General features: G+C 73.1%; 12 protein-coding genes. 6 read left to right on the forward strand and 6 right to left on the reverse strand.

The annotated features are described in order from the left end of the window. The first annotated feature begins 146 nt into the window (after positions 1-146). A complete protein-coding gene (gene nadA, locus ACFVU3_RS15820; RefSeq protein WP_390066464.1) occupies positions 147-1337 on the forward strand; it encodes a quinolinate synthase NadA in 1191 nt (396 codons plus the stop codon). Positions 1338-1412: 75 nt separating this feature from the next. Here nadA and ACFVU3_RS15825 read toward each other — a convergent pair whose 3' ends face one another. From ACFVU3_RS15825 to ACFVU3_RS15845, 5 genes are all read right to left on the reverse strand, one after another. Continuing rightward, entirely contained in the window at positions 1413-4571 is a 3159-nt protein-coding gene (locus ACFVU3_RS15825) for an efflux RND transporter permease subunit (protein WP_390066465.1), read from the reverse strand. A 158-nt stretch (positions 4572-4729) separates the two neighbouring features. Next, entirely contained in the window at positions 4730-5419 is a 690-nt protein-coding gene (locus ACFVU3_RS15830) for a response regulator (protein ID WP_390066466.1), read from the reverse strand. After that, complete coding sequence (locus tag ACFVU3_RS15835; protein WP_390066467.1) at positions 5416-6675, reverse strand: sensor histidine kinase; 1260 nt, start codon at positions 6673-6675, stop codon at positions 5416-5418. The genes ACFVU3_RS15830 and ACFVU3_RS15835 overlap by 4 nt, the downstream gene beginning before the upstream one ends. Before the next feature lie 158 nt (positions 6676-6833). Next, complete coding sequence (locus ACFVU3_RS15840) at positions 6834-7112, reverse strand: hypothetical protein (protein ID WP_390066468.1); 279 nt, start codon at positions 7110-7112, stop codon at positions 6834-6836. Between the two features lie 14 nt (positions 7113-7126). Beyond that, positions 7127-7924, reverse strand: a complete 798-nt coding sequence (locus ACFVU3_RS15845; RefSeq protein WP_390066469.1) for a PspA/IM30 family protein — start codon at positions 7922-7924, stop codon at positions 7127-7129. A 327-nt stretch (positions 7925-8251) separates the two neighbouring features. On the opposite strand from ACFVU3_RS15845, the gene ACFVU3_RS15850 reads away from it, so the two are divergent. The 3 genes from ACFVU3_RS15850 to ACFVU3_RS15860 all read left to right on the forward strand — a co-directional run bounded on the left by ACFVU3_RS15850 (position 8252) and on the right by ACFVU3_RS15860 (position 10953). After that, on the forward strand, positions 8252-8854 hold the full coding sequence (locus tag ACFVU3_RS15850; protein WP_390066470.1) for a DUF3043 domain-containing protein: 603 nt from the start codon (positions 8252-8254) through the stop codon (positions 8852-8854). A gap of 65 nt (positions 8855-8919) precedes the next feature. Continuing rightward, complete coding sequence (locus ACFVU3_RS15855; protein ID WP_390066521.1) at positions 8920-9696, forward strand: class I SAM-dependent methyltransferase; 777 nt, start codon at positions 8920-8922, stop codon at positions 9694-9696. Positions 9697-9876: 180 nt separating this feature from the next. Next, positions 9877-10953 carry a S1C family serine protease gene (locus tag ACFVU3_RS15860; protein WP_390066471.1) on the forward strand — a complete coding sequence of 359 codons (1077 nt, stop codon included), beginning with the start codon at positions 9877-9879 and terminating at the stop codon, positions 10951-10953. A 100-nt stretch (positions 10954-11053) separates the two neighbouring features. Here ACFVU3_RS15860 and ACFVU3_RS15865 read toward each other — a convergent pair whose 3' ends face one another. Continuing rightward, positions 11054-11263, reverse strand: a complete 210-nt coding sequence (locus ACFVU3_RS15865; RefSeq protein ID WP_189850257.1) for a hypothetical protein — start codon at positions 11261-11263, stop codon at positions 11054-11056. A 91-nt stretch (positions 11264-11354) separates the two neighbouring features. Here ACFVU3_RS15865 and ACFVU3_RS15870 point away from each other — a divergent pair, with 91 nt between their 5' ends. Further along, positions 11355-12557, forward strand: a complete 1203-nt coding sequence (locus ACFVU3_RS15870; protein WP_390066472.1) for a bifunctional adenosylcobinamide kinase/adenosylcobinamide-phosphate guanylyltransferase — start codon at positions 11355-11357, stop codon at positions 12555-12557. An 88-nt stretch (positions 12558-12645) separates the two neighbouring features. Then, on the forward strand, positions 12646-13725 hold the full coding sequence (locus ACFVU3_RS15875) for a nicotinate-nucleotide--dimethylbenzimidazole phosphoribosyltransferase (RefSeq protein ID WP_390066523.1): 1080 nt from the start codon (positions 12646-12648) through the stop codon (positions 13723-13725). Positions 13726-13785 lie beyond the last annotated feature (60 nt).

The following is a 13785-nucleotide window of genomic DNA, read 5'->3' on the forward strand; positions in this document are numbered from 1 at the left end:
GGGATTTCCCTCCTTCATGCTCGCACACCCTGACCGGAGACGCGGAGGGCGAATTCGTCACATCGACACTATGGCCATCGTCAGGATGACGTGAAGAGGTTATGATAGATAACGTCATTTAGACGAAAAGGTTCCCCGAAGAAAGGGTGCGTGACGTGACCACCGCCCAGACCCCCCTGGACGTCCAGCCGACGCCGCTCGCCCTGCTGCTGCTCGGCCGCGAGGCCGATCCCAAGAGCGAGCGCGGCGTGGAGTGTCCCGGCGATCTGCCCTCTCCCTCCGACCCCGACCTGGTGGAGCGTGCCCGCGCGGCCAAGGAGAAGCTCGGGGACAAGGTCTTCGTCCTCGGCCACCACTACCAGCGTGACGAGGTCATCCAGTTCGCCGACGTCACCGGCGACTCGTTCAAGCTCGCGCGGGACGCCGCCGCCAAGCCGGAGGCCGAGTACATCGTCTTCTGCGGCGTGCACTTCATGGCCGAGTCGGCCGACATCCTCACCGGCGACGACCAGAAGGTGGTCCTTCCGGACCTCGCGGCCGGCTGCTCGATGGCCGACATGGCCACCGCCGAGCAGGTCGCCGAGTGCTGGGACGTGCTGACCGAGGCCGGGATCGCCGGTCAGGTGGTGCCCGTCTCGTACATGAACTCCTCGGCCGACATCAAGGCGTTCACCGGCAGGCACGGCGGCACGATCTGCACCTCGTCCAACGCGAAGAAGGCGCTGGACTGGGCCTTCGAGCAGGGCGAGAAGGTGCTCTTCCTGCCCGATCAGCACCTGGGCCGCAACACCGCCGTCCGCGACATGGGCATGTCCCTGGACGACTGCGTGGTCTACAACCCGCACAAGCCGAACGGCGGGCTCACCGCCGAGCAGCTGCGCGCCGCGAAGATGATCCTGTGGCGGGGCCACTGCTCGGTGCACGGCCGCTTCTCGCTGGAGTCGGTCGAGGACGTGCGCGCCCGGATCCCCGGGGTGAACGTGCTGGTCCACCCGGAGTGCAAGCACGAGGTCGTCGCCGCCGCGGACCACGTGGGCTCGACCGAGTACATCATCAACACCCTGGAGGCGGCCCCGGCCGGCTCGAAGTGGGCCATCGGCACGGAGCTGAACCTGGTCCGCCGTCTGGCGAACCGCTACGCGGACCAGGGCAAGGAGATCGTCTTCCTCGACAAGACGGTCTGCTTCTGCTCGACGATGAACCGGATCGACCTGCCGCACCTGGTCTGGACCCTGGAGTCGCTGGCCGAGGGGAACCTGGTCAACCGGATCGAGGTCGACAAGGAGACGGAGGCGTTCGCCAAGCTCGCGCTGGAGCGGATGCTGGCTCTGCCGTAACGGTTCTCCGGTACGTACGCCGAAGGGGCGCCCCCACGGGATCGTGGGGGCGCCCCTTCCGTCTCCGCCCCGGACTCAGTCGAGGGCGTCCAGCAGGCCGGCGTCGAGCGGGGAGAGCTCCGGCTGCCGCGGGACCTCCGTGTCGCCGCCCTTCTTGAGCGTCTTCTTCGCGCCCTTCTTCGCCGCCTTCTTCTTCGCGCGGCGCTCCTTGCGGAGTTCGACCATCGCGTAGAGCGTCGGGACGAGGAGGAGGGTCAGCAGGGTCGACGTGATCAGACCGCCGATCACGACCACGGCGAGCGGCTGGGCGATGAAGCCGCCCTCGCCGGTGATGCCGAGGGCCATCGGCAGCAGGGCGAAGACGGTCGCCAGCGCGGTCATCAGGATCGGGCGGAGCCGGTGCCGGCCGCCCTCGATCACCGCTTCGACGACGCCGTACCCCTGGGCCCGGTACTGGTTGATCAGGTCGATCAGGACGATCGCGTTGGTCACGACGATGCCGATGAGCATCAGCATGCCGATCATCGCCGGGACGCCCATCGCGGTGCCGGTGGCGACCAGGAGGCCGATGGCGCCGGTGGCGGCGAACGGGATGGAGACCAGCAGGATCAGCGGCTGGACCAGCGACCTGAAGGTCGCGACCAGCAGCATGAAGACGATCGCGACGGCCGCGAGCATCGCCAGGCCCAGGTTGACGAACGCCTCGCTCTGGTCCTCGGAGACGCCGCCGATGGAGGCGGAGGCGCCCTCGGGCAGGTCGAGCTTGTCGATCTTCGCCTGGAGCGCGGTCCCCACGGCGCCGGTGTTGTCCGTGGTCGGCTTGGCCGTGATCGTCGCCGCGCGGGCGCCGTCGATCCGGGTCATGGAGACCGGGCCGGGGACGAGCTCCACGGTGGCGATGTCACCGAGCTTCACCGGGCCGAGCGGCAGCGCCTTCAGCTGGGCGAGGGTGGTGGCCGGGGAGGCCGAGGTGATGAGGACGTCCCGCTCGGCGTCGTCGAGGGTGGCCCGGCCGGCCGGGGTGCCGCGGACGGCCTGGGCGACGGCCATGCCGAGGGTGGCGTCGTCGAAGCCGGCGTCGGCCGCCTTCGCGTTGGCCCGCACGGAGATCCGCGGGACCGACTGGGAGAGGTCGCTCTGGACGTCGGTGACGTCCTTCAGCTCCGCGACCGCCTTCTGGACCTGCTCGGACGCCTTCTGGAGGAGCTCCCGGTCGCCGGCCTTCACGACGACGCTCAGGTCCTGGCTGGAGAAGCCGTCGCCGGCCGCGATCGAGGTGTCGCCGATGCCGTCGAGCCGGCCGAGGCCCGCCTCGATGGCGTCGCGGGTCTTCTCGTACGAGGCGGACTCCTCCAGCGTCACCTGGAAGGACGCCTGGTTGGCGCCGGTGCCGCCGCCGAAGGCCGCCATGAAGCCGGAGGAGCCGACGGTGACCTGGTAGTCCTTGACGCCCTCGGTGTCCGCGAGGACCTTCTCGATCTTCTTCGCGGCCTCGTCGGAGGCGTCCAGGCCGGTGCCGGGGGCCAGCTTCTGCTTGACCGTCAGGACCGGCTGGTCGCCCTGGTCGAAGAAGTTGGTCTTCATCAGCGGGGCCATGCCGAAGGTGACGAGCAGGACGACGAGGGCGATGGCCACGCTGGTGAGGCGGCGGCGGGTGGCGAACCGCAGCACCGGCACGTAGGCGCGCTGGAGGCGGCTCTTCGCCTCCTTCTCCTCGGCGAGCCTGCGGGCCTCGTCCGGGTCCTCGGAGGTGCCCTTGGGGGCGCGGAGGAACCAGTACGAGAGCACCGGGACGACCGTCAGCGACACCAGCAGCGAGGCCAGCAGGGCGGCCGTGACGGTGAGGCTGAAGGAGCCGAACAGCTCGCCGACCATGCCGCCGACCAGACCGATCGGCAGGAAGACGGCGACGGTGGTGAGGGTGGAGGAGGTGACCGCGCCGGACACCTCCTTCACGGCCGTGACGATCGCGGACTGGCGGTCCTCGCCGTAGCCGAGGTGGCGCTTGATGTTCTCCAGGACCACGATCGAGTCGTCGACGACCCGGCCGATGGCGATGGTGAGCGCGCCGAGGGTCAGCACGTTGAGGGAGAGGTCGCGGGTCCACAGCACGATCAGCGCGAGGACGACCGAGAGCGGGATGGAGACCGCGGTGACCAGGGTCGAGCGGATCGAGGCGAGGAAGACCAGGATCACCAGGACGGCCATGACGAGGCCGAGGGCGCCCTCGGTGGTGAGTCCGGAGATCGACTTGGCGACGGCCGGGCCCTGGTCGGAGACGACGGTCAGCTGGGCGCCGGCGCCCAGCTGCTCGCGCAGCCCGGGCAGCTTCTTCTCGACGGCCTCGGAGATGGCGACGGCGCTGCCGTCCTTGTCCATGGTGGCCATGACGGCGAGGCTGGGCTTGCCGTTGGTGCGGGTCAGGGAGACCCGGGCGGACTCCTCCTGCTCGACGGTGGCGACGTCGCCCAGCCGGACCGCCTTGCCCCGCGCGGGCTTGATGCGCAGGTCCTGGATCTGCTGGAGCGAGGTGTAGCCGCCGCCGACCTGGACGGTGCGGCTCTTGCCGGCCTCGGAGAAGGAGCCGGCGGGCAGGGTGGCGCCGCCGTTCTGGAGGGCCTGGGCGAGGTTCATGGTGGTCAGGCCGGCCGCGGCGAGCTTGCGCTCGTCGGGGGTGACGGAGACCTGGAGGTCCTGGACGCCGTCGATACTGACCTGGCCGACGCCGTCGATGTCCTCCAGGGCGGGCACGACGGTCCGCTCCAGCTGGTCGGCGAGGGCCTGCTGGTCCTTGTCGGAGGTGGCGGCGAGGACGACGGTCGGGATGTCGTCGGTGGAGCCGGCCACGACCTGCGGGTCGACCGACTCGGGCAGCAGGGCCCGGGCGCGGTTGACGGCCTGCTGGACGTCGGCGACGAGCTGCTTGGTGGACTCGTCCCCGTAGTCGAAGGAGGCCATGATGACGGCGCTGCCCTCGGAGGCGGTGGACGTGATGCCCTTGATGCCGTCGACGGCCTTGAGGTTGTTCTCCAGCGGTTCGACGACCTGCTTCTCGACCACATCGGGAGAGGCGCCCTGGTAGGGGGCGATGACCGAGACCATCGGGAGCTCGATCGAGGGGAACAGCTGCTGCTTCAGCTGGGGTATCGCGATCAGTCCGAAGACGATGGCGACGATGGACATCAGCCCGATCAGGGCCCGTTGCGCGAGGCTGAATCTGGACAGCCAGGACATGGGGTCTCTCTTCTGTGGCGTACTCGTCGGCAGGCGGCGGGCAGCCAGGAGCGCCCCCCAGCCCACAGGATCGGCCACCGGCGGGCCCGATCGCGTCGGCCCCGGGACGGGTCTGTCCCGGGGCGCGTACCGCGTCCGCAGTACGCCGGCGGGCGGGGTCACTCCCCCCTCGGGCGTACCAGTCCCGTCTCGTAGGCGGTGACCACCAGCTGGGCGCGGTCGCGGGCGCCGAGCTTGGCCATGGTGCGGTTGACGTGGGTCTTCACGGTGAGCGGGCTGACGTCGAGCCGTTCGGCGATCTCGTCGTTGGAGAGTCCGCCGCCGACCAGGACGAGGACCTCGCGCTCCCGGGCGGTGAGCGCGGCGAGCCGTGCGGCGTCCACCCGGGCGCCGGCGCCGACCGGGTCGGCGGCGGCGCTCTGGGCGAGGAACGTGGCGATCAGGCCCTTGGTGGCGGCCGGGGAGAGCAGCGCCTCGCCGGCGTGCGCGATCCGGATCGCGCCGAGCAGCTCGTCCGGTTCGGCTCCCTTGCCGAGGAAGCCGGAGGCGCCGGCGCGCAGCGACTCGACGACGTACTCGTCGATCTCGAAGGTGGTGAGCATGACGATCCGGACCCCGGCGAGCTCGGGGTCGGCGGTGATCATGCGGGTGGCGGCGAGGCCGTCGGTGCCGGGCATCCGGATGTCCATGAGGACGACGTCGGGCCGTTCGGCGCGGGCGAGGGCGGCGGCCTGGGCGCCGTCGGCGGCCTCGCCGATCACCTCCATGTCGGGCTCGGAGTCGACCAGCACGCGGAAGGCGCTGCGCAGCAGGGCCTGGTCGTCGGCGAGCAGTACCCGGATCGTCATGTGTCCTCCCCCGCCTCCCGGGTGGTTCCGGGGATCAGCGGCAGTATCGCCTGGACCCGGAAGCCGCCGCCGTAGCGGGGTGCGGCGGTGAGCGCGCCGCCGAGGGCGGTGACCCGCTCGCGCATGCCGAGCAGGCCGTGGCCGCCGGCGGGGTCGGGGGCCTGGGCGGCGGGCGGGGCGCCGTCGTCCAGGACGGTGACCTCGACGGTACGGCCCACGAGGACGACGCTCACCTCGGCGCGGGCGTCCGGTCCGGCGTGCTTGCGGACGTTGGTGAGGGCCTCCTGGACGATGCGGTACGCGGCGAGGTCGACGGCCGACGGGAGCCGGCGGCCGTCGTCGGCGCGGGCCAGCGAGACGGGCAGTCCGGCCTTGCGGAAGGTGTCGAGGAGCCCGTCGAGGACGGCGAGGCCGGGGGCGGGCTCGGTGGGGGCCTCGGGGTCGCCGGACTGGCGGAGCAGACCGACGGTGGCGCGGAGCTCGCCGAGGGCGGAGCGGCTGGCCTCGCGGACGTGGGCGAGGGCCTCCTTGGCCTGGTCGGGGCGCTTGTCCATGACGTGGGCGGCGACCCCGGCCTGCACGTTGACCAGGGCGATGTGGTGGGCGACGACGTCGTGGAGGTCGCGGGCGATCCGGAGCCGTTCCTCGGCGACCCGGCGGCGGGCCTCCTCCTCGCGGGTCCGTTCGGCGCGTTCGGCGCGTTCCCGGATGGCGTCGACGAAGGCGCGGCGGCTGCGGACGGCGTCGCCGGCGGCGGCCGCCATGCCGGTCCAGGCGAAGACCCCGAGGTTCTCCTGGGCATACCAGGGGGTGGGGCCGAAGGCCATGGCGGCGAAGGCGAGCGCGGTCATGGTGGCGAGGCCGACCCGCCAGGTGGTGGGGCGGTCGGTGCGGGAGGCGACCGTGTAGAGGGCGACGACGACGCTGATGGTGACCGGGGCGGGCCGGCTCTCGCCGAGCAGCTCCAGCAGGCTGAGCCCGGCGGTGAAGGCGAGGACGGCGAAGGGGCGGCGCCGGCGGAGGACGAGGGCCACGGCGGCGACGAGCATCATCGCCACGCCGAGGGGCGTGGGGGCGCGGTCGCCGAAGGTGGGTCCGGTGGCGCTGCCGTGCGGGTCGGTGAAGGAGGCGGCGATCATCGCGACGAGGACGCCGAAGGCCAGGACGGTGTCGAAGGCCAGGGGGTGGTCGCGGAAGCGGGTGCACAGGCGTGCGGCGAGGCCCGGGGCGAGGGGTGCGGGTGCTGTGCGGGTCACCCGGAAACGGTACGGCCTGCCCGCGCCCGGGGCGACGGTGCCGGCGCCCGCACGGGACGGGCGGGTGCGAGGCGTCCGCCGAGGGGCGCCGCCCTGTCGGGGCTGCGGCCCGGTGCGCCCTCCCCCGGACGCGGTCCGTGGGGAGGGCGGGGGGCCGGTCAGCCGGGGATGAGGCCGTCGTCCGAGAGCATCTCGCGGACCTCGGCCAGGGACGCGTCAGGGGCCGGGAGGATCAGCTCCGAGGGCTCCAGGGCGTCGTCCGGGAGGGGGGTGCCCAGACGGCGGACGGCGTCGAGGAGCGCCCCCAGCGTGCGCCGGAAGCCTTCCTCGTCGCTCGACCGCATCTCGTTCAGCAACTCGTCGTCGAGCTCATTGAGCTCGGCGAAGTGGCTGTCGGCCAGCTCCAGCTGGCCCTCCCCCATGATCCGTACGATCATGACGCCGTCCTTGCCTACTGCTTGTCGAAGCGGGGGTGGGACTGCTGCTGGTTCTGCTGCGGGGTGCCCGCCGCGCCGCCTTCGATGGCCTGCTGCTGGGCGGAGGGACCCCCGGCCAGCTCGGCCTTCATGCGCTGGAGCTCCAGCTCGACGTCGGTGCCGCCGGAGAGGCGGTCCAGCTCGGCCTGGATGTCGTCCTTGGCGAGGCCCGACTGGTCGTCGAGCGCGCCGGAGGCGAGGAGCTCGTCGATGGCGCCGGCCCGGGCCTGGAGCTGGGCGGTCTTGTCCTCGGCCCGCTGGATGGCGAGGCCGACGTCGCTCATCTCCTCGGAGATGCCGGAGAAGGACTCGGCGATCCGGGTCTGGGCCTGGGCGGCCGTGTAGGTGGCCTTGATGGTCTCCTTCTTGGTGCGGAAGGCATCGACCTTGGCCTGGAGGCGCTGTGCCGCGAGGGTCAGCTTCTCCTCCTCGCCCTGGAGGGTCTGGTGCTGCACCTCGAGGTCGCTGACCTGCTGCTGGAGCGCGGCCCGGCGGGACAGCGCCTCGCGGGCGAGGTCCTCCCGGCCGAGCGCCAGCGCCTTGCGGCCCTGGTCCTCCAGCTTGGCGGACTGGCCCTGCAGCTGGTTCAGCTGGAGTTCGAGCCGCTTGCGGGAGGTGGCGACGTCGGCGACGCCCCTGCGCACCTTCTGCAGCAGCTCCAGCTGCTTCTGATACGAGTAATCGAGGGTCTCGCGCGGGTCCTCGGCCCGGTCAAGGGCTTTGTTCGCCTTCGCGCGGAAGATCATCCCCATACGCTTCATGACACCGCTCATGGGCTTCGCGCGCCCCCTTCTGACGGACTTGGCACCAGCTCTTCGTCAGGATCCACAGTACGGTCCCTGCCTCTATTACCGCACTGTTCGGAGCGGGATGCGCTCCTCCCCAAGGACGACTGGTGCCGGTCCCTCCTCCGGCGGGAGGAGTAGACCGATCTCCGGGAGACCCCTGGCGGAGCCGCCCCCGTCCGCTCGATTCCCCCCGGATCCCGTGCCGGATCCCGGTGCGTCCTCGTGTGCGTACCGGCTAGGACGCCGGCTGTGAGCGGATCGTTCCCTCCCGGACTGGGGTTCCATGCCCGCCACCCCGTACCCTTGGGTTTTGTGTTCCGTAGCCGTTCGAAGGATGAGAAGGCCCCCACCGAGAAGGTGACGGCGGACCTCTCCAAGCAGCCCCGCGACCCCGAGGCCCCCAAGGGCCGCCCGACCCCGAAGCGGAGTGAGGCCCAGACGCAGCGCCGTCGTGCGCAGTCCGTCCCGCTCGACCGCAAGGAAGCCGCCAAGCGCCAGCGTGAGGCGCGGCGGTCCGACCTGACGCGTCAGCGCGAGGCGCTGAACAGTGGTGACGAGCGTTATCTGCCGGCCCGTGACAAGGGTCCGGTGCGCCGATTCGTGCGCGACTTCGTCGACTCGCGCTTCGCGATCGCCGAGTTCTTCCTGCCGATGGCCGTGGTCATCCTGGTGCTCTCCCTGTTCGGCAACGCGAACCGGGCGCTCCAGAACATCTCGCTGCTGCTCTGGCTCGGCGTGATCGTGATGATCATCATCGACTCCATCGGCATCTGGATCCGTCTGCGGAAGCAGCTCAACGAGCGCTTCCCGGACCAGCCGAAGCGCGGCGCGATCGCGTACGGCCTGATGCGCACGCTCCAGATGCGCCGTCTGCGGCTTCCGAAGCCGCAGGTCAAGCGCGGAGAGCGACCCTGAGCGCGGACGGCTCGGTCTCCGGCGGTCACGCCTTCGGCGTGGACGCCACCGGGACGGGCGGTCCCGTGCTGCCCGCCGTCGTCCACTGGCCCGCCGGTCACGGCGGGCTCCGGGACACCATCCGGCAGGAGATCGTCGCCCGCCAGGTCGACGAGCAGATAACCGGCCGCTACCCGGTGGGGCAGCGGCTCAGGATCCTCGACGCGGGCATGGGGGCCGGTACGCAGGCGCTGCGGCTGGCCCGGGCGGGGCACACCGTCACGGGCCTGGAGGCCGATCCCGAGCTGCTGAAGACGGCCCGGGACTCGCTGGCGACCGAACCGGCGGGGATCCGTGAGCGGGTCCGGCTGATCGAGGGCGACGGACGCGAGACCGGCGTCCACTTCCTGCCCGGCAGCTTCGACGTGGTCCTGTGCCACGGGGTGCTCATGTACGCCGACGAGCCGGACGCGCTGCTCGCGGGTCTGGCCCGGATGCTGGCCCCCGGCGGCCTGCTCTCCCTGGTGGTACGGAACGCGGACGCCCTCGCCATGCGGCCGGGGCTCGCCGGGGACTGGGCGGGCGCGCTGGCCGGCTTCGAGACGGACGTCTACCAGGACGACGACGGCGTGAAGGTGCGGGCCGACCGGCTCGAGGCGCTGACGGCGACGCTCGCGGGGATCGCGGCGCCGCTGCACGCCTGGTACGGGGTGCGGGTCTTCACCGACGGCGTCCCCGCGGAGGTCGGTCTGCCGGCCGCCGAGGAGCTGGACCGGCTGCTCGCCGCCGAGGAGAAGGCGGGGCGGACCGATCCCTACCGGCGGGTGGCGGCGCTGCTGCACCTGTGCGGTGTGCGGGGCTGAGCCCCCTTCCACGACACGGCCGAGGGCCGGTGCGCCGACGCGGCGCGCCGGCCCTTCGCGCGTCGCCTCTCCCCGGCCCGTACCCTGCCCCGTCCGGCGCGGGGTACGCCTGACGGGGGGTACGCCTGTTCGGAGGTGTCCACCGGGACGGACGAAGGGGACGGAACGGATACTCCGGACATGGATGCCTCCCGTGCCCGTGCCCGTACCCGACTCCTCGCCCTCCCCCTCGCCGCGGGGGTCTGCGCCGCCGCGCTGACCGCCGGCTGCTCCGCGGACCCCGGGACGTCCGCGGCGCCCGGGCGGACCACCGCGCAGGCGGCGCCGGCCGCCGCCAACGAGCTCCAGGACGACTACCAGGCCGTGATCAAGGACGTGCTGCCGTCCGTGGTGCAGATCGACGCCTCGGAGAGCCTGGGCTCCGGGGTGGTCTACGACGATCGGGGGCACATCGTCACCAACGCGCACGTGATCGGCGAGGAGACCTCCTTCCAGGTCACCGCCGCCACCGGCGGGCAGCCCGTCGCGGCCCGGCTGGTCGCCGCCTACCCGGAGCAGGACCTCGCGGTGATCCGCCTGGAGTCGGTGCCCGACGGGCTGAAGCCGGCCCGGTTCGGCGACTCGTCCAAGGTCCAGATGGGCCACATCGTGCTGGCGATGGGGTCCCCGCTGGGCCTGTCCGGCAGCGTCACCCAGGGCATCGTCTCCGCCACCGGCCGCACCGTCAGCGAGGGCCACACGGGTGGCGGCACCGGCGCCACCCTCGGCAACATGGTGCAGACCTCGGCGGCGATCAACCCGGGCAACAGCGGGGGCGCGCTGGTCGACCTGGACGGGCAGGTCGTCGGCATCCCGACCCTCGCCGCCACCGACCCGGCGATGGGCGGCGGCTCCGCGCCCGGCATCGGCTTCGCGATCCCGTCGTCGATGGTGAGGACCGTCGCCGACCAGATCATCAAGGACGGCAAGGTCACCGACTCGGGCCGGGCCGCCCTCGACATCACCGGCCGGACGGTCCTGGACGACGACTACGAGCCGGCCGGCGTGGCCGTGGTGGAGGCCGAGGAGGGGGGCGCGGCGGCGGACGCGGGCCTGCGGGCGGGCGATGTGATCACCCGGCTCGCGGACGACGACATCACGACGATCACCTCCCTCGCGGAGTCCCTGGCGGACCGCAGCCCGGGCGACGTGGTGACCGTCACCTACGTCCGGGGCACCGAGACCCACAAGGCGGAGGTCACGCTCGGCGAGATCTGAGCGGGCCGGTGAAGGGCCGGGCGGAGACCCGGGCACGCGGGAAGGGCGGGGCCCGGCGGCCCCGCCCTTCCGTTCTCGTGCCGTCAGGCCGTCGTGGCCGTCAGGCGCCTTCCGCGTCCAGCGGCATCGGGCCGTAGATCTTCGTGGTGTCCTCGGAGAGGGTCACCTGGTCCGCGCCGCCGGCGAGGAGGTCGCGCCAGTTCTCCCCGAGCCAGCTCTCGGCGTCGCCCTGGGTGCCGAACTCCTCCGGCGTCACCACCGGCACGACCTCCGTGCCGTCGGACTTCTCGAACCGCCACGTCCATGCCATGTCCGCCTCCTGAGGCTCACCGGATGATCGGTTTCCTGCCCGCAGAGTAGCCGGGCGCGCACCGCGCGCGGGGGCGCGGGAGGATCAGTGCGTGGAACTGACTCTGCTCGGCACCGGCTCCCCGCTCGGTCTGCCCCGCCCCGACTGCCCCTGCGCGGTGTGCGCGCGCTCCCGCGGACCGCGCGCGCGGTCCGCGACCGCGCTGCTCGTGGACGGCGCCCTGCTGCTCGACCTCACCCCGGGGGCGGCGCTCGCCGCGGCCCGCGCGGGGCGTTCGCTGGTGGGGGTGCGGCAGGTGCTCCTGACGTACCCGCACGACGGTCCGCCGGTGGAGCTGCCGGCCGGGCTGCCGACGGCCGGGCGGGTGCCGGACGGGCGGGAGCTGACGCTGATCAGCGGCCACCGGGTGCGGGCGGTGCCGATGGACTCCCCGGGGACCGGGTACGAGGTGGTGTCGGCCGAGGGCGAGCGGCTGCTGTACCTGCCGCGCGGCGGGGCGCCCGCGGGGCTGGCGGAGAACCACCAGGAGCCGTACGACCTGGTGGCGGCGGACGTGACGGGCCGGCCGGACGCGCTGGCGCGGCTGCGGGCGACCGGCGCGGTGGGTCCCGGCACGGAGGTGATCGCCGTCCATCTGGACCACGACGCGCCGACCGGGGCCGAGCTGGACCGGCGGCTGGCGGCGGCCGGGGCGCGGGCGGTGCCGGACGGGACGGTGCTGTACCTGGGCGAGTACCACGAGCTGCCGGAGGTGCCGCGGCGGACGCTGGTGACCGGCGGGGCGCGGTCGGGGAAGTCGGTGGAGGCCGAGCGGCGCCTGGAGACCTTCCCCGAGGTGGTGTACGTGGCGACCGGCGGGACCCGCGAGGGTGATCCGGAATGGGCGGAGCGGGTGGGGCTGCACCGGGAGCGGCGGCCCGGCACCTGGCGTACGGCCGAGACCACCGACCTGGTGCCGCTGCTCGCCGGGGAGGGTCCGGCGCTCCTGATCGACTGCCTGTCGCTGTGGCTGACCGACGCCATGGACCGGGTGGGCGCGTGGGACGACGCCGTGTGGGCGGACGGCGGGCAGGCGGCGCTGCGGGAGCGGACGGCGGAGCTGGTGGCGGCGGTGCGGGCGACCCGCCGGACGGTGGTGGCGGTGACCAACGAGGTCGGCTCGGGCGTGGTGCCGGCGACGGCGGCGGGGCGGCGGTTCCGGGACGAGCTGGGGCGGCTCAACGCGGCCTTCGCGGAGGAGTGCGAGCAGGTGGTGCTGGTGGTCGCCGGTCAGGCGCTGGTGCTGCGCGGGTAGGGTGCTGATCCCGATGGGCCTGCGTGCCGAACCTCGCTGATGTCACAAGGCGGAACCCCCGATGGACCCTCTGCACCCCCTGCACCCCCTGAATCTCGACGACTTCTCCGATCTGATCGAGCGCCCCGACGGCGGGATCCGGCGCGACGCCGAGGAGCGCCGGGAGCGGCTCGCCGTCCGCCCGGGTGCGCTCGGGCGCCTCGACGAACTGGGCGAGTGGCTGTCCGCCGCCCAGTCGGCGGTGCGGGTGCGCGCGATCGAGCAGCCGAAGGTGGTCGTCTTCGCCGGGGACCACGGCGTCGCCTCGCTGGACGTGTCGGGCCGGGCGGCCGGCACCGCCCACGTCCTGGTCCGGGAGCTCCTCGACGGGGCGAGCCCGCTCGCGGTGCTGGCCCGCTCGATGGACGTGCCGGTCCGGGTGGTGGACGCGGGGCTGGACTGCGACCCGGAGCTGCTGCCGGAGGCGGTGACCCGGCACCGGGTGCGGCGCGGCAGCGGCCGGATCGACGTCGAGGACGCGATGACGCCGGAGGAGACCGAGGCGGCGGTGCGCCTGGGCATGGCGATCGCCGACGAGGAGGCCGACTCGGGCACGGATCTGGTGGTGCTCGGCGATCTGAGCGTGGGCGGGACGACCGCGGCGTCGACGCTGGTCGCGGCGTTGTGCGGGACGGACGCGTCGGTGGTGACCGGGCGCGGCGGCGCGGGGATCGACGACCTGGCGTGGATGCGCAAGTGCGCGGCGATCCGGGACTCGCTGCGGCGGGCGCGGCCGGTCCTCGGCGACCAGCTGGCGCTGCTCGGCACGGTCGGCGGGGCGGATCTGGCGGCGGCGACCGGCTTCCTGCTCCAGGCGGCGGTGCGGCGGATGCCGGTGATCCTGGACGGTGTGGTGGGCGCGGCCTGTGCGCTGGTGGCGCAGCGGGCGGCGTTCCGGGCGCCGGACTGGTGGCTGGCGGGCCAGGTGTCCGGGGAGCCGGCGCAGGCGAAGGCACTGGACCGGATGGCGCTCAACCCCCTGCTCGATCAGGGCGTCCTGGTGGGTGAGGGAACCGGGGCACTGCTCGCGCTTCCCCTCGTCCGGGCCGCGGCGGCCCTCGCCGCCGAGCTGCCCGAACGTCCGGAGCCGACCTCTCCGGACGGGTCCGCCTCGGCCGAGGCGGTCTGAGGGGACGGCACTCCATCGGTGAGGCCCGGAGGCGGCCGCCCGCGACGCGCGGGTGGCCGC

Origin of the sequence: Streptomyces sp. NPDC058052 (assembly GCF_042885515.1) — a bacterium.
In the GTDB taxonomy this organism is placed as follows: Bacteria; Actinomycetota; Actinomycetes; order Streptomycetales; family Streptomycetaceae; genus Streptomyces.

Excerpts from the sequence above, each read along its gene's own strand:
- ACFVU3_RS15840 (WP_390066468.1), bottom strand. The coding sequence starts at position 7,112 with ATGATCGTACGGATCATGGGGGAGGGCCAGCTGGAGCTGGCCGACAGC.
- ACFVU3_RS15845 (WP_390066469.1), bottom strand. The coding sequence starts at position 7,924 with ATGAGCGGTGTCATGAAGCGTATGGGGATGATCTTCCGCGCGAAGGCG.
- ACFVU3_RS15830 (WP_390066466.1), bottom strand. The coding sequence starts at position 5,419 with ATGACGATCCGGGTACTGCTCGCCGACGACCAGGCCCTGCTGCGCAGC.
- ACFVU3_RS15865 (WP_189850257.1), bottom strand. The coding sequence starts at position 11,263 with ATGGCATGGACGTGGCGGTTCGAGAAGTCCGACGGCACGGAGGTCGTG.
- ACFVU3_RS15825 (WP_390066465.1), bottom strand. The coding sequence starts at position 4,571 with ATGTCCTGGCTGTCCAGATTCAGCCTCGCGCAACGGGCCCTGATCGGG.
- ACFVU3_RS15860 (WP_390066471.1), top strand. The coding sequence starts at position 9,877 with ATGGATGCCTCCCGTGCCCGTGCCCGTACCCGACTCCTCGCCCTCCCC.